Origin of the sequence: Nocardiopsis quinghaiensis (genome assembly GCF_008638365.1) — a bacterium.
Taxonomy (GTDB): Bacteria; Actinomycetota; Actinomycetes; order Streptosporangiales; family Streptosporangiaceae; genus Nocardiopsis; species Nocardiopsis quinghaiensis.
In genome coordinates, this window is record NZ_VWVU01000023.1 from 22,713 (window position 1) to 43,838 (window position 21,126).

Consider the following 21,126-nt stretch of genomic DNA (forward strand, 5'->3'; position numbering starts at 1 on the left):
GCAGCGTGCCCCGGCGGCGGCCGGACCACCGACGCGGGTTCGGGCCGCGGCGCCGCGGGCGGGTGCGCCCGGACCGCGGCGGGCGCCGGGTGGCCGCTCCGTCCGCCCCGGCCCCGTCCACCACCGTCCCGGGCCTCACCGGTTCCCCCGACCGTCGGAGGCGTCGGTGTGACCGAAGGCCGCGCGGTAGTCGGGGTCCCGCCACAGCTCGGCGTGTGTGCGGACGGCCCGGACACGGCCGCCGTCCAGCCACACCACCAGGTCCGCGCGCGCCGCGGTGGAGAGCCGGTGCGCGATGACGACGCGGGTGCCGGGACGGACCTCACGCGCCAGCGCCCGGTCCACCTGCCGTTCGGTCGCCGTGTCGAGACTGGAGGTGGCGTCGTCCAGGATCATCAGTCGCCCCGCGTGGGCGAACGCCCGCGCCAGCCCCAGCCGTTGCAGCTCCCCGCCGGAGAGCGGTGCCTCGTCCAGCGGTGTGGCGTACCCCCGGGGGAGCGCCCGGACGAAGTCGTCGGCTCCGGCCGCCCGTGCGGCCGCCCGTACGCGTTCGACCGGAGCGGTCTCGACCCCCGACGCGATCGCGTCCCCGACGGTGGCGCCCTGGAGCGAGGGCCGCTCGAAGGCGTACCCGACCTCCCGGCGGAGCACGTCGGCCGCCACTGCGTCGAGGGGCACGCCGTCCAGGCGGACCTCGCCCTCGTCGGGGGCGGTGAGCCGCCCGGCGACGGCCCCCAGCGTCGACTTGCCGGAGCCGGAACGTCCCACGACGGCCACCGTCCGGCCGCCGGGCACGCGCAGGTCGACGCCGCGCAGCACCCACACGCCGTCGAGGTTCACCCCGACGCCGCGCAGCTCCAGCGCTCCGGGGCCGCCGGGGGGGAGTTCCGTCCGTCCGTGGGCCAGCGGGGGGACCGTGAGGAGCGCGTTCACGCGGCGGGCCGCCGTCCGACCGCGGACCAGCGCTCCGAGCGGACCGGCCACCGACCCCAGCCCCGCGGCCAGCGCGGCGTACCGGGATACCGCCAGCAGGTCGCCGACGCTGATCCTTCCGTCCGCCAGACCGAACCCGCCGACGGCGAGCACGGCGGTGATGAGCAAGGGCATGAGTACTCCGCTGCGCGCCATCGCGGAGCCGTGCACCGACCACATGCGCCGCCCCTCGGTGCCGAGTTCGCCCAGGGGCAGCAGGACGCGGGCGCGTTCCTCGTCCACCGTCCCGGCGGCGGCGATGGCGCGCGCGCCGCCCAGGGCGTCCGTCAGCCGCGTCGCGATCAGGGACTGCACCCGCTGGTACCGGGAGACGCTGTCGGAGGAGTGGCGGGCGAAGGACCGCAGCAGCAGCCCCAGGAGGGGCAGTCCCAGGACGAAGGCCAGCCCGATCCACGGGTCGATCACGAACAGCGCGACCAGGGCTCCGGCGGGGGCGAGGACCGCCGCGACGATCTGGGCCGCACCGGCCGGGGCGGCCCCGGCCTCCGTGGCGTGCGCCGAGAGCCGGGTCGCCACGTCGCCGGGGGAGAACCGGCTCACGTCCTGGGGCGCGGCGGCCAGCAGCCGCCGGACCGCCCGTAGCCGCAGCCATGCGGTGGACCGTGCGCCGACCGTTCCCGCCAGCAGGGCGACGGCCGCGTCCAGCGCGACATCGGCAGCGGTCAGGGCCACGGCCGCCGCCAGTGCGCGTCCGGCGTCCGGGTGGCCCTCCAGGAGCAGGTCGAGGGTGAGGCCGAGCACGGCGGGCAGGGCGAGCGAGGCGGCCGCCGCCGCGGCGGCGCACAGCAGGATTCCCGCGGTACGTCCGGCGCTCGCCCGGGTCACACGGGCGAGCAGGGCGTCCGCGGACCGTGCGACGCCCCTGTCGGTCGTACCGTCACGCGTGCGGGTGGGCACCATCCGGTCGCCTTCCTGCATGGCTCGTGGCGGAGCCCGGCGGCGCCCAGGGGCACCGCCGGGCCGAAGGAGGGGTCCGTTCACCGGACCCGAGGCCGTGGGGCCGGGCTCCCGGCCCCACGGCCCGGTCACGCCGCGCTCATCCGCGGCGCGCCCCTAGCAGGTGGTGACGCTCAGGCTGCTGTCGCCGCACAGAAGAAGGCTGGCGGTGCTGGTGCCCGCGACCTCGCCGTGCGCCTCGTTCTTGGCGGTCTCCAGGGACTGCAGGTCGAGCAGGGTCATGGCTGATATCCTTTCGTCAGATACTTTCTTTACTTTCTTCTCTTCTATTCATTTGTTCCGGACCATGGCAGTGGCCGGTTCTGGGTCCGCCGCAGCGGAGGAAGGAAGGGCAGCCGGGCGGGCTGTTCACTCTGCGCCGCGGTGAGCGCGAGGAGACATCCCGCGGTGCCCGTGGAAAGGTCCATGGAGAGCCGCATCAGCTGCTCTCCGGGGAAGGCCAGGTGGCCCTGGTAGCGCATGGCGTACCGGGACAGGGCGTCGATCTGGCGACGCACTTCCGCGGGCCCGGTACCTGGCCCGGGAGTGGTCGTCCGGCTCAGGTACAGGACCATGCCCGCCAGTCCGCGGAAGAGGCCGGGCTGGGCGTAGAAACCGGACCGCGCGGCCCCGACGATCTCCGGCCGGACCCGCTCGAACACCTCGTTGGAACGGTGCTCCAGGTAGTCGTCGAGCACGATCCCCACCCCGACGCTGCCCGTACCGAGGTAGGGCATGGTCCGCCATCCCTCGTCCACCTGGAGCGTGCCGAAGGCACTGGTGACGCAGCGGTCGAGGTCGGCCCGGAGCGCCCGCTCGGCCAGGTCGAGCAGCGCGGTGTCACCGTTCCGCTCGTACAGGCGCAGGCAGAGCAGGGCCACACCCGCGCCCCCGTGGAGCAGACCGGCGCGGCGCCGCTCGGGCGGGGCGTCCAGGAATCCGTGTGCGGCCAGCTCCGCGCAGCGGAGCGCGCCCGAGCGCAGCCCGGCCTCGCCGGTGTCGGCGGCCAGGGAGTCCAGGGCCAGGCCGATGCCGGCCGTCCCGCCGTGCAGTCCGGGGCCGAGCCCCTCCCAGGGCTGTGCCAGGACCAGTTCGGCCAGTGCCAGGGAAGGCTCCTCGTGGCCGAGGCGGTGCAGGGTCCAGGACAGGCCCGAGAGGCCGTCGAAGAAACCCAGGGGGGAGCCTGACGCGGGCTCCTTGCTGTGCCGCAGCAGCCATTCCTCGGCTTCGGGATGCCGTGCGGCGCCGCTCTCGGCGAGGGCGTAGAGCACCCCGGCGGCGCCGTGGCCGAAGGAGAGCCCGCCGCCCGCCGTCGTGAACTGGGCGATGTCGCCGGGAAAGTAGCGGTCGTCCCGGTCGGGGGTGGCCGAGGCGAGGATGGCGCGGACCATCGAGTCCCGGCTGCGCGGCCAGTCCCCCGGCTCGGCCGGCGGGTAGGGATCGTGCGCACCGGTGACCGCCGGGCGCGTCCCCTCCGAGGACGTGCCGGTCCCCGGTCCGCCGTCCGGATCGCGCAGGATCTCCGCGACGCCGAGCTCCAGGAACTCCCGGGCCTCGGGGAAGACGCGCGCGGCCTCCTCAGCCAGGTGCCGGACCTTGCTCCGGTCCACGGCCAGCACACTGGTCAGGGGCAGGAAGAGGGCGATGCGCAGGCAGGCCAACGCGTACAGGTCCACATCGAATCCCCGGCGCCCGCGCGGGGCGACGAACCCCGGGTTGGCGACCGTCTGGCGGCCACCCTCGTCGGCGTCGCGGGCGGCCTCGAAGTCGAGCAGCACCACCGAGGACTCGTCCTCGGAGACCATGATGTTGAACAAGTGCAGGTCGTTGAAGACGATGCCGCGCCCGTGCACCGCTTCGACGGCCTCCTCCACCAAGCCGTGCAGGCGCATCGCCCACCGGCCGTACTCCCTCAACCCCTCCGGTGCGGGGTCGGCCTCGACCAGGGGGTGGCGGTGGGCGAAGAAGGAGTTCAACGGCTTGCCCTGGATGTACTCCATCACCAGGAAGTGGTGGTCGCCGAGGGTGAAGGCGTCCTTGGCCTCGGGGGTGCAGACCAGTCCGGAGAGGCGCTCCAGGGCGGTGCGCTCTTGTTCCAGGCGGCGTACCGCGTCGGCGCCGTCGGCGGCCAGGCCGGCGTGGGGCCGGGCCTCCTTGAGCACCACGGGCTCACCGGTGCGCCGGTCCCGCCCGGCGTAGACACCGCCGCCGTTGGAGAAGTGCAGGGCGCGCTCGATGTCGTACGGCAGACCGGTGACGTCGACGGCGCCGCGCGCCTTCAGGTGCGGAAGGAGGAAGTCGGGGATGGTCACCCACTCCGGCGTGTGGAAGGCCGGACCGCGCTGGTCGGGCACGAGCACGCCGTCGGCGTTCTCCAGCGCGGGCACCGGCTCGCCGTGCTCGTCGTAGCAGTGCCGCCTGGTGAAGCTCCCGTAGCGCAGGTGGACCGGGCCCGCGTTCCAGCGCACGTCGCTGAGGACGTACGGGCCGGGTTCACCGCCCACGAGTGCGTCCAGACCGGCGGCCACCGAGGCGCACTCGTCGTCGTCGGCCGGGTAGACGGTGATGAACTTCCCACTGCCCCCGCGGTCGGCGTACTTGGCGTTCCGGTTGTGCAGCAGGTACCGGGTGGGGACGAACTTGAAGGAGACGCCCCGTGCCACGCAGTAGTCCCAGACCCGGGCCAGGATCGACTCCGCGTTGTCCAGGCAGGCGGAGACGTGGATCTTCCATCCCTGGTCCGGCAGGCGGTGCTCGACGGGGCGCAGCGCCAGCCAGTCGCCGGCGCGGTGGCTCTGCCACCCTTCGGGCACCGGCCGCTCGGCCGTCTCGAAGACCCGGTCGCGTTCGCCGACCGTCCCGGAGGCGCCGGAGCCCGACCAGAGGCGGTGGGGCGTGTCGTAGAAGTAGCGGTCGGCGTCGCAGAACACACCGTACCCCTTGATCATACGAACTCCCCCATGGTCGTCTCGGTCAGCGACATTCCAGATAGTGGCATAGGGGTTATCTCTATGTCCATGCCTTTGCATGCACTTTTTCGGGCCACTGATCACTCGCGATTAACTTACGGGGAGTTAAGCGGGTGCTCTTATCGGCGCTCCCTGTGCGCATTTACCGCTCCTGCCAGCGGATTCAGTTGGAGTGCGTCCTCCGGCGGTGCATGCGAGGGCCTCTTCGCCGCCTCGTTGATCGAAAGTCACCAATGTTATGGGTGTGGTGAATAACGGCAGGTCGGAGCGATGATAAGTCTCTGGCGCGGTGTTTTTTCGGTCGTTGGCGTTTTGTCGGTGATTTTCGCATTCAGGAGGTTTGAGAGGTCTGTAACAGCTGTGAACGGGGAGGTCAGAGCGGTCTGCGGATAGGTGATGCCCTGACCAGGAGATCCTCGGATGTGCGGTGAGGGTGAACTGCGTGACCTCGGAAAACCGCCGGACGCCTGCCGGTGGGAACGTCACGGGTGCGGCGGGATGTCCACGCCGGGCAGATCAGCTGACGGAGGAATCCACTTCCACGGAGGTGGCGGGTTCTGCCGGAGGCACGGTTGCGCGGTTCCCCTTGCCGAATTCTGGGTGAACCGTTCGCGCCGAGTCCTGGGCCGTGATTTGCGAACCCGCTGGATAGGCCGCTGACGGGCGGGTGTGGAAACTTCTTTGCCGCTGCCTGAGCGCGTCGGAGGGGACGTTCCCCGCTGCCGAAATGAGTGATCATGAGATCTGCGGGGAAGGGATGGTATTTCGGTGTGTCGGAGCACGCGACCGCCCGTTTTACGCGGGACACCCACCAGTCGGTGTTCCCGGACGTGGCCGAGGCGGCGGCCGAGGCCGCCGCCTCGCTGCTACGCGGATCGGCACCGACCGGGTGGCCGACCCTGTTCCGCGCCCCGTTCGGTGAACCGGCACCCGTCCTTGGGATCGGCGATGATCGCGTGGGGACGTGGGTCCCGCTGGGGGAGTGGGAACTCCCGGATACGTCCGTCCGGGTGGGACGCCGTAGCCACGTGTGGTGCTTCTCGGCGAAGGAGCGCTCCAACACGTTGCGGACCAGGCCGGGACGGCAGTCTCCGTTGAGTCAGTCCTCCGGTGCCTCCCCCACACACCGCTCGACGTACTCGCGGGCTTGGTCGGGGTCGGCGGACCATCCATAGTGGAACTGGGCGCGTAACCGCCCAGGGAGTGCCCGACCAGGACGGGGTTCTCCCAGCCGAGGGCCCGGGTGGCGCCGGTGAGATCCTGCCAGTACTGTTCCGCGTTGTGGGAGCCGGCTCCGGTCTGACCGTGTCCGCGCCGCCGAAGTCCGGTCCGGCCAGGGATTCGTGGCCGAGGCCGAGTGTGGTCTTCCGGGCCTGCACCGGACCGTCCTGGGCTTGGAGCATCCTCCGCGCAACCGTGTTCCCCGTCGGGGGTGTGGGCGACTGACCCGGCCCGGACGGCCCCGGAAGGCCGACGCCCCCGTCCGGGCGGTGCGCGGGGCACCGCCCGGACGGGGGACGGTCACAGTTCGGCCTGGCCGTAGGGCAGCAGCCGTACCGGTCCCAGCAGTCCGTAGTCCTGTCGGGACACGTCGCCGTAGACATCGGGGCGGAAGGCCCGCATGCGGTTGATCAGGGTGGTGGCCACCTCGACCTGGATCGTGTTGGAGCCGCTGCGCAGCCAGGGGCCGATGTCGACCACCGTGTCCTGCTGGTCGCACGGCGGCAGGTCCGTGTCATTGACCGTGACGCGGAAGGTGTCGCTCACTCCGCCCAGGTCCAGATAGGCGCCGTGGCCTCCGGTCCACCCCTCACCCAGGTCGACGGTGGTGGTGTAGCGACCGATACCGGAGGTGTCGGCCAGGCCCTCCATCTCCTGCCAGGGGACGAGCGAGGACAGGGAGAGCTCCTGCAGCACCACCTCGGTGTCGGTGTTCGACTCTCCCGGCCGCCAGTCCTCGACCTCCAGGTCCCACGAGGTCAGGTCGAGGGTGTCGCCCACGGAGTCGATGTCCGTGGAGGAGGTGCTCCCATCCGTGAGCACGGTGGTGTAGGTGCCCGCCGAGGAGGCACGGACCACGGCCTTCCTGCCCTCCACCCGGACCTGGTCCGCGTCGGTCTCGTCCACGCGCAGCTTCTTCAGCTGCCCCGGCGGCATGGTCTGGCCCGACTCCCCGTGACTGGTGATCCACGAGTGCTGCGCCAGCGCGATGACCGTCGACGCCCCCGGGGCCAGGCGCACTCCGACCTCGACCGTTCCCTCTCCGACCGTGTGCTGCGGCAAAGGAGTGATCGCTCCGCTCCACAGGTCCAGCGCGAAGGGGTAGGCGTGGTTGATGTCGGCGGGCAGGGTGACCCGGTGGTCGACGGTCTCGGAGTCGGAGCCGTTGGTGAAGTAGTACAGCTCCAGCTCCTCGCCCCGGCGCCGGGCGTGCAGCAGCGGGGAGCCCTCGGCGTAGGAGACGGCGGGCCGTGCGTCCAGGGCGGTCAGCCCGTCGGGGATGTCCTCGCGGGCGTCGACCCGGTGCACGGTGGGCTCGGCGAGCAGATCCGCCATGGCCTGGGTCAGTTCCTCGACCGAGTCCTGGTCGGTCCCCGGCTCCTGCGGGGCGCTCCAGTCGCCGACGACGAGGATCTTCAGCCCCGCCCGGGCGTACTCCACCATCCGTTGGGCGGTGTCCAGCTCCATGGTGGGGAGCCGTCCGCTGAAGGCGTCCCCCTCGAAGACGAGCAGGCCGTAGGCGGGGCCCTCGGGGGCCAGGCGGCCGTTCTCGACCCGCGGTTCGGTGATGCGGAGCAGGCGGGGGCTGACGAACTGGTGCGTCCAGCCCTGGCGCACCCCCTCCTTGCTGAAGTAGGCGGCGCCGAAGCCCGAGCCGGCGTAGCCCTTCTGGCGCAGGAACGCCACGTCGATCGTCGAGGTGCCCGACTGGAGGGCGTGCTGCGCGCGTGCGAAGAAGCCGGAGACGTCGGACACGTGCTGCCAGGTGGGGTGGCGCGGCCCCCAGGACTCGCTGTAGCCGACACCGCCGCTGTAGGGGGTGAAGGCGGAGAACCCCGGCCACTGCGCTCCGGGCGCGTCGGCGTAGGAGAACCCGTGCAGGACCGCCATGTTCACGCCTGCGGCGTACTCGCGCGCGATGGTGCGCACGGTCTGCTTCCACGTGGTGCTGTAGGAGCCGCCGTAGACCGCGCCCGCCTCGCTGCTGAGCACCTTCTTGCCGCCCAGGTCGCGCCCGCCGGCCAGGGAGCGGAAGTCGTCGAGGTTATTGAAGCCCAGGGACTCGCCCTCGGCGGTGTCGACGATGGCGGCCTTGGCCACGGCGTCGGTCTGCAGGCCGTAGGGCTGGATCCGGTATTCCATCCCGAGCCCGTGCGCCCACTCCTGGACGGGAGTGATGTGGTGGTCGATGTAGAGCTGCGAGAGCAGGTCGTTGAAGTCGTTCAGCGCCCGGCGGTCGGTGTCGGGATCGAAGGAGAAGACCTGGTCCTCGTCCACGCGCACGAGGACCGGAAGGTAGGGCACCGGGTCGTAGCCGTGGTGGTCCTCGAAGGCGGAGGGCAGGTTGTGCGTCCACAGGGTCGCGTCGGTCTCCATCTCGATGGAGTCCTCGAAGATCGCACCACCCGCGGGCCCTCGCAGGAGGGAGCGGATCCTGGAGGTGAGGACGTTCTCCTCCCAGAAGTCGATGACCGCCTGGGCGCCGGAGTCGCTGAAGTGGTCGACCACGTAGGAGATCGGCTCGGTGTGCGGTCCGCCCTCGGGGCGCTGGCCCGAACCGCGCTCCCAGTAGGCGATGAGGGCCCAGGTGGAGCCGTCCCCCTCGCCCGGGGCGGTCCAGGTCAGCTCCTCGCCCTGCACCGAAGCGGTCAGGTCCTCCAGGGTGTCGGCCTTCAAGGCGGTGCGCCTGTCCTCGGGCGAGGCGCCCTCGGCCAGGCGTACCGCCTGCACCGCGAAGAGCTCGCGCGACTCGACCCCGTGCCCTGGCTCCGCCACGGGCTCGGGCAGGGCGCCTGAGGTCTCCTCACCGGAGGCGAGGTAGCGCACGCCGTGGGCGAGCTCGCGCACGGCGGCCTTGTCCTGCGGGGTCAGACTGGGCACCGCGGCGGGCCAGGACGGGCCGATGGTCATGTCGACGACGATCCCGCGCTCCTCGGCCCGGGAGAGGGCGGCCTCCACGGCCTGGCGCCAGGGCCCGGTGCCCCAGCCGTGTCCCCCGGGGTCGAGCGGCTCCGAGGAGCTGTGGTGGACGTCGGCCACCTCCATGCCGCCGAATCCGGCGTCGGCGGCATGGTCGATCTCGCGGGCCACTTCCTGCGGGTCGACCAGACCGTGCGGCCACCACCAGCGGAACTTGGCTCGGGCCGTGGCCGCCGGAGCTTCGAAGCCTTTGGTGAAGGCCTGCGGGGCCGCCACGGCCGCGGGTGTGCCGAGGGCGGCCGACAGGGCCGCGGCCGTGCCCGCGGTGGCGCTCATCCCCAGGAACAGACGGCGTGTGGGGGTGAAGCCGGAGCACGGGCGTTCCGTGGGGGATGGTGTGTGGGGCATAGGGGATTTCCTTCCTGCGCTCGCTGGAGCAGGGCGCCGGGGGTGACGGGGAAAGTCGTGCGCGCACACGCAGAGCCGGTCGAGGACCAGGCTTTAAAACGTTTCAGCGAAGTTTCCAACAGATCCTCCCGATGGTCAATGGTTGCGCGGAAAAACCTTGTTCCTCCACCGACATGTCCTTGTGAACAGGGCTTTCCTCAGTGCTGAGCGATCGAGAGGGGGGATGAAGTAATAAGAACGTTTCACTCGCATGGGTTTCACTGGCCTGTGCCGACGAGCTGTCGGCCGACGCCCCGGGCGGGGCGGCTCCGTACTGGCACTCCTACGCCTACGACACCCGGGGTAACCGCACCACCGGGGTCCAGCACGGTCCCACCGGGGACGTCACCCGTACCTACGCCCATGGGGACGCGGCCGGGCCGCGTCACCGGATGCTGGCCAAGGTGGAGCGGACCGGGCCCGGCGGTGACCGGCTGGAGGAGTACTCCTGCGACGGTCCCCAGGTGGGGACGGCCGTTCCGCGGAGTCAGCCGCCTGATCCCTGTACGGCGTGTGGGGCCGCGGCCACGTCGACGACGCGTTCGAGGCGGGCGAGGGTCTCGGCCCGGTGGGACGCGATGAGGACGGTGCCGTGGAATTCGGCGATGACGTCGGATACCAGTCGTTCGGTGGCCGGGTCGAGGCTGGCGGTGACCTCGTCCACGAGGAGGACACGCGGCCGGCGGGCGAGGGCGCGGGCCAGGCACAGGCGTGCCCTCTGTCCGCCGGACAGCCGCACACCCCCCTCTCCGAGTTCGGCGTCAAGACCGATCCAGGCGGCGGCTTCGACGCGTTCGAGCAGGGCGTTCAGATCACCGTCGGACCGCGGCCCGCAGCCGCGCAGCAGGTTGTCGCGCACGGTGCCGTGGAAGAGTGTCGCGTCCTGGTCGACCAGGGCGACGGCCTCCCGCAGCGCCGCCTCGTCCAGATCGGAGACGGGGATGCCCCCGCCGTCCGCGGTGACGAGCTCGACGGTGCCCGACGAAGGGTCCCAGAGGCGGGCCGCGAGGGCGATGACGGTGCTCTTGCCCGAGCCGGAGGGGCCGACCAGCCCGGCGTGCTCGCCGGGGGCGAGTTCGGTGGACCAGGACGTCAGCGTCGGCTGTCGGCCCTCGTAGGAGAAGGACACGTCCCGGAAACGGAGGCCGAGCGGTCCGGCGGGCAACCGCCGTGGCGTTCGGGGGATGGCGACGACCGGGGGGCGGCTGATCCCGGCGGCGACGCGTTCGGCGCCGGAGACGAGCGGATGGAGCCGGGTGAGGGTGTCGGTGGCGTCCACGATCGCGGCGATGCCGACCAGGGCCAGGGCGACCAGCGCGGGCAGTTCCGCGGGGGCCATCCGCACCTGGGCGCCTTCTGAGAGCACGCCCGCGGCGGTGGCGCTGGTGGCGATGACGCCGATGACCACGGCGGTGAGGATGAGTTCCCGGAGGGCGGTGACCAGGTGCGACAGCAGTTCGCGCCGTTGCGCGATCGTGGCGGCGCGTGCGGTGGCGGCGCTGGTCTCGGCGATGATCCGAGGGGCGAGCCCGTAGGCGAGTACCTCGCGTAGGGCACCCAGCGCGTCCACGATGTGCTCGGACAGGTCTGAGCGCTCCCGCTGTTCCCGCTCGCCCAGCCGCCGGGTGGCCCGCGCCCAGTACAGTGCGCTGCTCGCCACGACGGCGGCGCCCAGGAGCATGACGAGTGCGGCTTCGGGCAGCAGCAGGGACGCGGTGACGAGGGAGGCGGTGAACAGGGTGAGCGAGGCGCCGAGCTGGGCGACCGTGTGGGCGTAGAAGAACTCGAGCTTTTCGATGTCGTCCATCGCGACCGCCGCCGCGCGTCCGGAGTGCTCGCGACGCCGACCGGGAACGCTGCGCGCGTAGGCGTCGAACAACGCCATCCTCAGCCGGGCCAGCACGCGGTAGGCCAGGGCGTGGGAGACGTCCATCTCCCGCCAGGTCAGGAGCACGCGCAGCAGTAGGAGCCCGAGGACCAGGGTCCACCAGAGGGGGCCGGGCGGCGTGCGCTCCACGACGGCGTGGCCGACCGCCCATGCCGTGAGGACGGTCAGGCCGGCCAGGCCGAGCGCGCTCATGGTGCCGAGTAGGTAGATCCAGACCATCCCCCGACGTTCGGGGCGCAGGACGGGCAGCAGTTCGCGGAAGGCCCGGAACGCGGAGAGGGTGTTCACGAAGTGCTCCTGTACAGGTGTCCGGAGTCGAGGCTGAGCACGTCGGGAACCGCGGTGAGGGTCTCGGAGCGGTGGCTGATCATGAGGACGACGCGGTCGCGGGCGACACGGTGCAGAGTTCGGATGACGTCCGCGGAGCGGTCGGCGTCCAACGCGCTCGTCGGCTCGTCCACCAGCAGGACCGGGCGCCGTGCCAGCAGCGCGCGGGCCAGTGCGAGGCGTTGGCGCTGCCCGCCCGACAGGCTGGTGCCGGCTTCGGTGACCTCGGTGTCGAAGCCGCGCGGGAAGCACCGGATCTCGTCGAGGATCCCCGCGTCGCCGCAGGCCTCGACGAGATCCGCCTCCGCGGCGGCCCCGGTGACCGCGAGATTGTCGCGGATGGTCCCGGTGAAGAGCACCGGCCGCTGGGAGACCACGGCGACGTCGGAGGTGCGGAGCGGCCGCCCGTCGAGGTCGATGCTTCCGGTGCGCGGAGTGAGGAAACCGAGGAGTAGGTCGAAGAGGGTGGACTTCCCGGCCCCGGAGGCTCCGACGATCGCGGTGAGGGAGCCCCGCCGGGCCGTCAGGTCGAGGTCGTGGACGACGTCGCCGGGCGCGCCGGGGTAGCGGAAACTCAGACCGGTCACCCGCAGCGCGTCCGCCGGCCGGCCCTCGGCCGTCCGGCCGTCCCCGGGGGCGGCCGCGGTGTGTTCGGGGGAGACGCTCCGCTCGGTGAGGGCTCCGAGCCGCTGGAGGCCGGGGACCGCGGTGAGGCCGAGGAATCCGGCGTGCCAGTGCCGTGAGAGGTCCCGGACGGGACGGAACGCCTCGGAGGAGAGCAGGAGGATCAGGTAGACCTCCAGGGCGGGGGCCTGCCCGGTGACCGCGTGGGCGATGGCGACGGCAGCGGCGGCGACCGCTCCCCCCTGGACGGCCGCGTCGGTGACGGACGTCTCGCCCAGGGAGACGCGCATCACGCGTTCGGTGGCCCGGCGCAGCGCCTCCGAGCGGTGGTCCAGCCGCTCGCGGGTACCGGACACATCGCCGAGCGTGCGCAGGGTGGCCATGCCGCGCAGGGATTCGAGCAGGTCGGCGCTGAGCGCCTCGTAGCTGTCCCAGTGGTCGAGTCCGCGCCGGGCCATCACCCGTTTCCACGCCATGGGCCCCACCAGCGCGAACACGACCCCGGCGGCGACGCACAGTCCCGCCCACGGTGAGAGGACGAGCAGGGCGATCACGACGATCGGGCAGGTGAGGAGTAGTTGCACGATCGCGGGAACGTACTTGGAGACGTAGGCGTCGATGCCGTCGACACCGTCACCGAGGCTGGCACGCATCGAGCCGTCCCGGGCCGCCGTGTCGTGCAGCCGCTCGGGCACGAGCGCGGCCCCCATCGCGCGGCGGCGGACCGCCTGTCTGACCCGGCCGCCCAGACGCGCGGCGGCCGACGCCTGGGCCAGGGAGAGCAGCAGGCGCAGCAGCGCGATCCCGAGGATCAGCGACAGCGCGAGGAGTACGTCCTGGGCCTGGCCGCGCAGCACCGCCGACATCGACCAGGCGACCGCCACGGCCTGTCCGACGTGGGTGAGGAAGACGAGGACCAGCAGGGCGACGCTCCGTGCCAGAGCCGCCGGGAACCGGGCCGCCTCCCGCCACAGCAGGGGGACGATCATCATGCGGCTGACTCCTTGTCGAGGTCGTGTTCGCCGGGGAGCATCGCCAGGGCGTGGACGGTCCAGCGGCCGCCCGAAGCGACGAACCCCGATATCGGACGGCAGCGCCACCGCCGGGACAGGGCGCCCGCGTAGCACAGGTCGGCCGCGGCCCGGTGGGCCCGCCACAGAGTCTCGGTGAACTCGGCGGCGGGCGTGTCCACCGCGACGGACCACGTCTCCAACCGGTGGGCACCGAGGACCCAGGCCTGCCCGGAGGCCTTCGCGACGTCAACGGCCCACGGATCGCGGGCGCGCGCCGCGGCCTCGAACTCGCCGGTCGCCGGGGAACGCCTCGCGGCCAGGGCGTCCCTGCGCCCAGGCACGACCGACCAGGAGCCGGGCAGCTCGATCGCGGCCAGCGGGATCTCCGGCGCGAGTCCGCGCGCGAGCCACCGGCCGTGCTCAGCCGCGCGCGGGACGCCGAGCAGCCCGCGCAGCCACGATCCGGGGCCCAGCCGTACTGTGTCGGGGGCCGGAGCGCACAGGAACTCCACCGCGGCCAGGGCGTAGGCGGTGTCCGCGATCCACAGCGGCCAGGCCCGGTGACGGTACCGGCCGAAGCTGCGACCGGGTTGCACGCTCAGGACCAGGTGGGTCCCCGTCACGTCGGCGCCCGTACCGGGGACGTGCCAGCCCGCCTCCCGTTCGCGGGTCTCGTCGCGTCGACGGAGGGTGCCGTCCTCCAGGTCGAAGGCGTACCGCCCCGCGTCCAGGGGGCCGTCCGCACCGACCACCAGGTGGGTGTGCACGGGGTAGGTCGCTCCCGCGGAGGGCACCGGACGCCTGCGGACACGGGTCACCGTCCCGTCGGCCAGGCGGTGGTGTCCCGCGCCGTGCCACAGGCCGTCGAGCAGGGCGCGTTCGCGGGCCGGTACCGTCACCGGGTCGGCTCCGGCCCGGCGCCAGGGGTTGGCGCGCGGTCCGGGCGGGCGGGGCGGGCCTGGTACCTCGGCCGAGAAGGCGCGCGCGAGTGCGGGCGGCAGGCGCGAAGGATCCGCCGCACCGCGCCTCGCGCCGTACGGCGAGGAGGGTGATGGGAAGGGAAGGGGCATGGGCGCGGCCTCACATGTGCGGGGGCGGGGTGAGGGTGAGGTCCGTAGGGCTCCCGTTCCAGGAGGTGCGCCACCCTCGTTCGAGGGCCGCGTGCTCGAAGCGGGGCATGCCGAGGTAGGCGAAAGCCGCGGGAGCGTTCGGGACGAGCCCCGTGACGAAGCTCCGCACCACCCGCAGCGAGGTGCGACGGACATCGCTCGTCGTCAGGTCGCGGGTGAGGACGCGGTGTCCGCGAGCGGCCAGCCGCTGGTGGACCTCGTCCATCGACACGGCCGCGACCTCGGTGACCGGCCGGACCCCCAGGGCTGGTGCCGTGAAGCGCCGGGCCTGGCCGTGGATCCGGGGGTCGAGCCAGACCTGGACGTGCGCGCCCAGGTCGATGACGTGCTCGCACTGGGCGCCGGCGGCGTCGAGGTAGGCGGCGTCGGCGCGGAAGTCGAGGTAGAGGCCGCGGGCCATCAACCCCTGTTCGACGGCACGGAAGACCCACCCGTCGGCGTCGGTGCAGCCCTGGGTGTAGACCCATGTGTGGACGGCTTCGAGGACGGCCTTGCGGGCGGCCCTCACGGGATCGAGCGCGGCGGAGAACCCCGCGGCGTACAGGCCGCGTTCCCTGTCGTGCACGAGTGCGGCCACGGCGGGGGCGAACTCCGAGGGCATGACCGCCAGGGACACGTCCAGGGAGCTGCCGCGCAGGTCGTCGGCCAGTCCGGGAACGCTGGCGGGGTCGATCCCGAAGGTGGGTCCGTCCAGGTGCCACCACAGTTCGAGGGCGTCGCGTTCGATGATCTCCAGGACCCCTCGGTCCCTGGCGTCCTCGGCCCCCTGTCCGGTGGCGATCCCGGCGTAGTTCAGGTGGTGCACACGCGGCAGGTGGCGAAAGCGCGACTGCCGCCAGTTGAGGTAGACCAGTGAGGCGGGCATCCAGACCTCGGCGCCGCCGTGCTCCTCGCAGCGCGCCCAGAGGGTGGGGGTGTCCTCGGTGAGGGGCTGGTAGGGGAACCCGGCTCGGGTGTACTGCCACGGAGCGAACAGGGGCAGGTCGTCCAGGTCGACCGGGCGGCGGCCCGCGGCCAGCAGTTCCGCACGGGATCCGATGCGCAGTTCGTCGTGGGGAAGGTCGGCGGGAAGCCAGTTCCCGCAGTAGCGCTCGATCCCCTCGGCGATCGCGGCGATCCTGGCCTGCTCGACGTCGTCGAACGACGTGCCCAACGAGACGCGGTCGGCCGGCCACTCGCCGAGCTGCCGGGCATCGGCGACGGCCGCGGTCAGCCCCATGTAGGAGGTGGGAGCGCCGGCGGGGTGCGTCACGGCCCGCACGGAGCGGATGATTCCGCATTCGGGGTCGACCAGCGCGTCCACGGGCAGGGGGCGGTCGGCCCGGGCCGTGGCGGTCCCGGCGGTCCCCAGGCGGGGCCGCCCGGTTGTGGTGAGGGTCAAGGTGAGGTCCTTTCGTGGCGCCAGGCCTCTGACGCGGGATCGAGGGTCGACCGGGTGCGGGGCATGGACGCGGCCGTGAGGATCCCGGTCCACTCCGCCGGGGAGCCGGGCAGTCCTTGGGCCGCCAGCCACGGCTCGATGATGTGGGTCAGTCCGCCCGCGGCCGAGATACGGGCCCGCAGGGCCTGGTCGGAGACACCGCCGACCAACCGGTGCCCCCAGGGGCCGCTGGCGAAGTGGCTCGGGGCTCTCCACTCGCGCGCGAGTCGCCGGGCGTCGTCGTGGAAGAAGTCGTCATCGCCGCTGACCACCAGCAGCGGCACGTCGACGCGGCCGTAGCGTGATGCCGGGTCCACACGATCCGCGCTCCACAGCCTCCGCCAGCCGGCCAACGCCGATGGCGACCAGCCCCAGTTCTCGGCGGCCCCGACCACGCCCCGCCTCCGCGCCTGCGCGACGCGTCGGTCGAGCTCTGCCGCGGACAGCGGGGGTCGGGAGCGCCGGTGGCGTCCGTGTTCGTGCCACCATCCGATCCGGTGCAGGATCTGCGGGGAGCCCCCGGGGGTCCACGCGGTCTCGGCCAGCCCGAGTGCGGGGACGAGGGCGATGATCGCCGCGACCGGGCACGCGCCGTCGCGCGTCACGGCCCGAGCCGCTTCGAGCGCGGTGTGAGCTGCGTACGAGGCACCGAAGAGAACCAGCGGCAGCCCTTCGTACTCGTCGAGCAGGTGTGCGAGCACCTGGCCGCCGTCGTCCTCCTCGTGCGCGTAGGGGGACCAGGCCCCCGCTGACCCGTACCGTCCGCGCACGTCCTGGACGAGGCAGTGGTAGCCGCGGGCGTTCCATGAGCGTGCCGTCGTCATGTGCCGGCCGGCGCCGTAGGGGGTACGGATCACCACGACGCCTTCCGGGTTCGCGCATTCCCACATCCGCCCGCGCAGGACCGTGCCGTCGCGGCCCCGGCACAGGTGTGCGCGTCCGAGCTCCACCGTCATACCCGCCGACACGCCCCTCGGTCGATGGAGGACGGCGGGTCGTAGGCCAGGACCGGGTGCTCGCTGATCGTGCCGGTGGCGGGGACCAGTTTCCACAGCGTGGTGCGGTGGCCCCCCAACGCGTCCGACCCCTGGGCCCAGGCGAGGGCCAGGGTGAGGAGCCGGCTCGTCATCAGCATGTGTGCGGCGGCCGAGGCGGGCGCGGCGGCCACGGCCGCGCGCCGCCAGGTGTCGAGTTCCCGGGGAACGAAGCTCGCCGCCAGGCGTCGCCGGTACACCTGTTCGGCTCCGGGGTCGTCCCCGTTGAGGCAGATCGGATCGACGAAGCAGTTCTCACCCTCGCGGTAGGCGCGCAGCCAGGCGACCCCCTGGCTCGGCAGCGTGTCGAGCCGATCCCATCCGACGCGCTCCACGGGGGAGTCCGCGTACGCGACCACCAGTCCCCATGGCCAGGCGCCCTCCCCTCGGGGACCGGCCGTGCCGCCGCCCCGGCGATCGTCGTCGGCCGCTCCGTCCATCAAGGCGAGCAGGGACCCGCCGTCGGTGTGGCGGGTGACGGCCGCGCCCCAACCGGTCAGGGCGTCAGCCACCGCGTCGATGAGCGGGCCCCTGCCGACCAGGGCGACCTCGCGCCGCGGACCCGGCCAACGGCGCTGTGCGTCCTCCTCCTCGAACGCGGACATCCTCGCCCGAAGCGTCTCGGCGTACGCGGAGGCCTCCGGGTCACCGTGCGAAGCGCCGCCCAGGACGTCCGGGAGACCGGGCGGCGGGGACACGAGGCGGAGGAAGCGCCCTGAGGAGGTGCGTACGGCACCGGTACCCCCGCTGTCGACGATGACGTGCGCGCCGGTCCCCGGCACGCGGGCGATGGATGGTTCTGGGAGCAAGGCCGACCTCTCAAACGGCCCGGTCGGGCAGCGCGGGGCCGCCCGACCGGGTGGTTCTCACTGACTACGTCCCGGGGACGAGGGCTAGTCGAAGGGGTTCTCGACGAGCGCGTTGGAGTGCGAGGCCGACAGGTGCGCGAGCTGCTCGGGCTCCTCGATCTCGGCCACGACGTCGAAGGGGTTCTCGACGAGCGCGTTGGAGTGCGAGGCCGACAGGTGTGCCAGCTGCTCGGGCTCCTCGATCTCAGCGACGATCTGGTTGTCCATGAAGGATTTCCCTTTCAAGCCACGACGTATCGGTCATCTATGCCGATACGTGTTCGTCGGGGGACGAACGACGGTCACTGTACTTGAAAACGATTACCGTTTCCAATACCTTTACTGCATGAACTTCCAGAAGCTCCTCGTCGCCGACTACCGCGGGGGCCGCACGTACGCCGTCGCGGACGGCACGGTGAGACCGCTCGGCGACGCCGTCCTCGCCGAGCACGCCGGGTTCCTGACGCTGCCCCGCCGGGGGGAGGGGCAGGCCGAATGGGCCTTCGTCGACGACCGCTCCGGCGCGCTCGTGATCTCGGGGCCCCGCGGGGAACAGCGCCTCCCCGCCGCCATCCCCGGCGAGCACCTCGCCTGCGACGCCTCGGGCCGCTACGTGGTGGTGACGACCGGGCTGGGCGCGAACGCGGAGGCGTGGAGCGACGTCGTCACCCTTGTCGACCTCGAACGGAGCGAGTCGGTACGGTTCCGCTCCCGGGTCGGGGAGCCCGGGGCGATGATCGTCCCTGACCAGGCCGGCGGCGAACCGGTGGTCGTGCTGCGCCACAGGGAGCCCGGAGCCCTCGAGTCGTTCCCCCTCTCCCGGTGCCTCGACGCCGCCCCGCACGTGCCCCGGATCACCGGTGAGGTCGTCCACGAGGTCGCCGACGACGGACACGGCGACGTCGTCGACCAGCGCACCGGCATCGCGGCGACCGCGACCAGCAGGGGACTGGAGCGCTTCGTCGTCGACGGAGGTGTCCCGCGCATGCTCGGCGCCGTCGCCTGGCCCGTGCCCGGACGCGCCTACTACCTGCGCCTGGACCCGGCCACCGGCCGTGCGGTGGGCGTGGTCCGAGGCGGGCCCGCGTCCCCAACGGCATGGACCGAGTGGACGAACCACCTGGTCGACGTCGACCTGTCCACCGGCCGGACGCGCTGCCTGGGGCTGCCCCGGGGGCTGGCCTTCCGCTTCGCTCTCGGCGGCACACGGGCCGCCGTCGCCACGATCCATCCCGACGGAGACGAGCTCACCGTCATCGAGCGGGCCGAGCCGCTGATGCGCGCCTCGCACAAGATCCCGCTTCCCCCGATGTCGCGCCCGCCCGCCCCCGGACACCTGCCCTGGGACCCGGTCGGCGACTCACCCGCGCAGCGGCGCTCCGTGGCCGTCGACCCCACCGGCGCGACGGTCGCGGTGACCCGAGGAGGCGACGGCCAGCTGCACCTGTTCCACGACGGCGGACTCGACACCGTCACCGTGCCCAGCCCGCTCGACGAGGGCGGGCACCTGTACTGGCACGGCGGCGACATCGACACCATCGGCCGGTGAGCGATGTACGACTCCCCTCCTCCCCCCGTCCCCGCCCTCGATGCCGCGCTCACGAAGTGGGAACGGCACGGACGCCCGGGCCTGCCGGAGAACGGGTTCGCGCTCAGCCGACCGCCCGGACGCCGACGCCAGGGGATCTACCGGGCGGACACCGGCTCACCGGTGATCGAGCCCGAGGGGCACATCCTGCGCATGGCCCCCTCCCCGGACGGGCGCAGCATCTGCGTCCAACTGGCCGAGCACGCGGACGAGGACGCCGCACTGGGGCTGGTCGACACCGCCACCGGAGCCCTGCGGCTCCACCCGCGGGTTCGCTGCCGTTACGACCCCATGCTCTGGGAAGGTGACTCGTCCAGTGTCGAGCTGGTCGCCGGCCGGTCCCACAGCCTCGTCCGGATCGACGCGGAAACCGGGCGGCTGACGGCTTCGGCCGTACCGCCGGACACCCGGCTCAGGCTCTTTCCCGGAGGCCGGCGCGGACTACTCGCCGAGAGCCGCCCCGGTAGCCCCAGCCGCCTCATCGACCGGGCCACCGGTGCCGAGCTCGCCGAGTTCGCCGCCATCGCCCGGGTCCTGCCCGCGGGTGAGGACATCGTCGTCGACGACGGCGCCCGCCTTCAGGGCCTCGACCCGGGCAGCGGTGCCCGGAGATGGTGCTGGGACGACCCGGACCTGCGGGTCACCTCGTTCGCCGCCCGCGGTCAGGACATCGTCGCCGTCGGCGTACGCGCCGGCCGCAGTGTCATCGTGCGGCTCGTCCAAGGCTCGGTCGTGGCCGAACGAGAGGTCACCCACCGGGGAGCTCCGGCCGTCGCGACCGGAGTGAGCGCTGACGCCGACCGGTTCCACGCCCTCGTCGAAGGCCCGGTCCTGCCCCCGCGGGTCGTACCCGCCGACGAGCTGTTGTCCGACCGTCCGGCAGCGGCCCGCCCGGAAACCCCGGCACGCACCGAACGGTACGTCTTCACCGCCGAGGACGGAACGCGCGTACCCGCCGTGGTCACCTCATCGACCGACGCCAGGGGCCCCGCACCGATGATCCTCACCTGCTACGGCGGCTTCGGTGTACCGAGCCTGCCGGTGTTCGAACCGACCGTGCCGGCGTGGGCCGAGCACGGTGGCCGGTACGCCGTCGCACAGGTCCGGGGAGGCGGCGAGCACGGCCCGGCCTGGAGGCAGGCCGGACGCGGCCTCGCCAAGGGCCGCGGCGTCGAGGACCTGGCCGCCGTCGCACGCGGCCTGGTCGAGGCCGGGCTCACCCGGCCCGACATGCTCGTCCTGGCCGGCGCCTCCCACGGCGGAGTCCTGGCCACCAGCTGCGCCCTCGGCTCGCCGGACCTGTGCGCCGGTGTCGTCAGCACCGCGGCGCCGCTCGACCTGCTCAACCTCGGCGTCCACCCGCTCGGGCGGCGTTGGGCCGACGAGTTCGGAGCCTCGGACACCCCCCAGGGGATCGAACACCTGCGCCGGATCTCACCGCTGCACCGTGCCAGGGAACTCACCCCCGGCACCGCTCTTCCCCGCTTCCTCGGCATCGTGCTGGCGGAGGACTCCCGGGTCGCCGCAGACGACACTCTGGCGGTCGTCGACGCGCTGCGCCATGCCGGAGGCGACGCCGCCGTATGGCGCGCACCGGAAACGGGCCACGGCGGCAACCACCTCGACAGCCTGCACCGCCTCGGGACGACCGTCCTCAGCTTCGCCGCCACGGCCACCGGATCCGTGCAGACCACTCCATCCACGACGTAAGAGAGTCTCCGCGACAGATGGCACAAGCAACCAACGGGAGACGCGTGTCGGCTTCCCTC

General features: G+C 72.7%; 13 protein-coding genes. 2 read left to right on the plus strand and 11 right to left on the minus strand.

Going from position 1 to position 21,126, the window contains the following annotated elements:
- Window positions 1–135 precede the first annotated feature (135 nt).
- From FYX01_RS21040 to amiA, 11 genes are all read right to left on the minus strand, one after another.
- The gene (locus FYX01_RS21040; RefSeq protein ID WP_150244044.1) at window positions 136–1,893 is read right to left on the minus strand and encodes an ATP-binding cassette domain-containing protein; all 1,758 of its coding nucleotides are present in this window, start codon (window positions 1,891–1,893) and stop codon (window positions 136–138) included.
- 153 nt (window positions 1,894–2,046) lie between these two features.
- Complete coding sequence (locus FYX01_RS21045; protein ID WP_150244045.1) at window positions 2,047–2,172, minus strand: SapB/AmfS family lanthipeptide; 126 nt, start codon at window positions 2,170–2,172, stop codon at window positions 2,047–2,049.
- Window positions 2,173–2,216: 44 nt separating this feature from the next.
- Window positions 2,217–4,877 (minus strand): class III lanthionine synthetase LanKC, encoded by a 2,661-nt coding sequence (gene lanKC, locus FYX01_RS21050; RefSeq protein WP_150244047.1) that lies wholly within the window; start codon window positions 4,875–4,877, stop codon window positions 2,217–2,219.
- A 1,542-nt stretch (window positions 4,878–6,419) separates the two neighbouring features.
- A complete protein-coding gene (locus FYX01_RS21065; RefSeq protein WP_150244049.1) occupies window positions 6,420–9,446 on the minus strand; it encodes a glycosyl hydrolase in 3,027 nt (1,008 codons plus the stop codon).
- A 526-nt stretch (window positions 9,447–9,972) separates the two neighbouring features.
- The gene (locus FYX01_RS21070; protein ID WP_150244051.1) at window positions 9,973–11,661 is read right to left on the minus strand and encodes an ABC transporter ATP-binding protein; all 1,689 of its coding nucleotides are present in this window, start codon (window positions 11,659–11,661) and stop codon (window positions 9,973–9,975) included.
- Window positions 11,658–13,316 carry an ATP-binding cassette domain-containing protein gene (locus FYX01_RS21075; RefSeq protein WP_150244053.1) on the minus strand — a complete coding sequence of 553 codons (1,659 nt, stop codon included), beginning with the start codon at window positions 13,314–13,316 and terminating at the stop codon, window positions 11,658–11,660. The genes FYX01_RS21070 and FYX01_RS21075 overlap by 4 nt, the downstream gene beginning before the upstream one ends.
- Window positions 13,313–14,236, minus strand: a complete 924-nt coding sequence (locus FYX01_RS21080) for a nitroreductase family protein (protein ID WP_150244055.1) — start codon at window positions 14,234–14,236, stop codon at window positions 13,313–13,315. The genes FYX01_RS21075 and FYX01_RS21080 overlap by 4 nt, the downstream gene beginning before the upstream one ends.
- A gap of 181 nt (window positions 14,237–14,417) precedes the next feature.
- A complete protein-coding gene (locus FYX01_RS21085) occupies window positions 14,418–15,848 on the minus strand; it encodes a YcaO-like family protein (protein ID WP_150244057.1) in 1,431 nt (476 codons plus the stop codon).
- A complete protein-coding gene (locus tag FYX01_RS21090) occupies window positions 15,845–16,843 on the minus strand; it encodes a CocE/NonD family hydrolase (protein ID WP_150244059.1) in 999 nt (332 codons plus the stop codon). The genes FYX01_RS21085 and FYX01_RS21090 overlap by 4 nt, the downstream gene beginning before the upstream one ends.
- Window positions 16,840–17,730 carry a hypothetical protein gene (locus FYX01_RS21095; RefSeq protein ID WP_150244061.1) on the minus strand — a complete coding sequence of 297 codons (891 nt, stop codon included), beginning with the start codon at window positions 17,728–17,730 and terminating at the stop codon, window positions 16,840–16,842. The genes FYX01_RS21090 and FYX01_RS21095 overlap by 4 nt, the downstream gene beginning before the upstream one ends.
- Window positions 17,731–17,814: 84 nt before the next feature.
- Window positions 17,815–17,997 carry a streptamidine family RiPP gene (gene amiA, locus FYX01_RS21100; protein WP_077689965.1) on the minus strand — a complete coding sequence of 61 codons (183 nt, stop codon included), beginning with the start codon at window positions 17,995–17,997 and terminating at the stop codon, window positions 17,815–17,817.
- A gap of 118 nt (window positions 17,998–18,115) precedes the next feature.
- On the opposite strand from amiA, the gene FYX01_RS21105 reads away from it, so the two are divergent.
- Together FYX01_RS21105 and FYX01_RS21110 are read left to right on the plus strand one after the other, a co-directional pair.
- Window positions 18,116–19,318, plus strand: a complete 1,203-nt coding sequence (locus tag FYX01_RS21105) for a hypothetical protein (RefSeq protein ID WP_150244063.1) — start codon at window positions 18,116–18,118, stop codon at window positions 19,316–19,318.
- Between the two features lie 3 nt (window positions 19,319–19,321).
- The gene (locus FYX01_RS21110) at window positions 19,322–21,067 is read left to right on the plus strand and encodes a prolyl oligopeptidase family serine peptidase (RefSeq protein WP_150244065.1); all 1,746 of its coding nucleotides are present in this window, start codon (window positions 19,322–19,324) and stop codon (window positions 21,065–21,067) included.
- Window positions 21,068–21,126 lie beyond the last annotated feature (59 nt).

Coding starts and splice junctions, on each gene's coding strand:
- FYX01_RS21045 (WP_150244045.1), bottom strand. CDS start 2,172: ATGACCCTGCTCGACCTGCAGTCCCTGGAGACCGCCAAGAACGAGGCG.
- FYX01_RS21075 (WP_150244053.1), bottom strand. CDS start 13,316: ATGATGATCGTCCCCCTGCTGTGGCGGGAGGCGGCCCGGTTCCCGGCG.
- FYX01_RS21110 (WP_150244065.1), top strand. CDS start 19,322: ATGTACGACTCCCCTCCTCCCCCCGTCCCCGCCCTCGATGCCGCGCTC.
- FYX01_RS21105 (WP_150244063.1), top strand. CDS start 18,116: ATGAACTTCCAGAAGCTCCTCGTCGCCGACTACCGCGGGGGCCGCACG.
- lanKC (WP_150244047.1), bottom strand. CDS start 4,877: ATGATCAAGGGGTACGGTGTGTTCTGCGACGCCGACCGCTACTTCTAC.
- FYX01_RS21065 (WP_150244049.1), bottom strand. CDS start 9,446: ATGCCCCACACACCATCCCCCACGGAACGCCCGTGCTCCGGCTTCACC.
- FYX01_RS21090 (WP_150244059.1), bottom strand. CDS start 16,843: ATGACGGTGGAGCTCGGACGCGCACACCTGTGCCGGGGCCGCGACGGC.
- FYX01_RS21040 (WP_150244044.1), bottom strand. CDS start 1,893: ATGGTGCCCACCCGCACGCGTGACGGTACGACCGACAGGGGCGTCGCA.
- amiA (WP_077689965.1), bottom strand. CDS start 17,997: ATGGACAACCAGATCGTCGCTGAGATCGAGGAGCCCGAGCAGCTGGCA.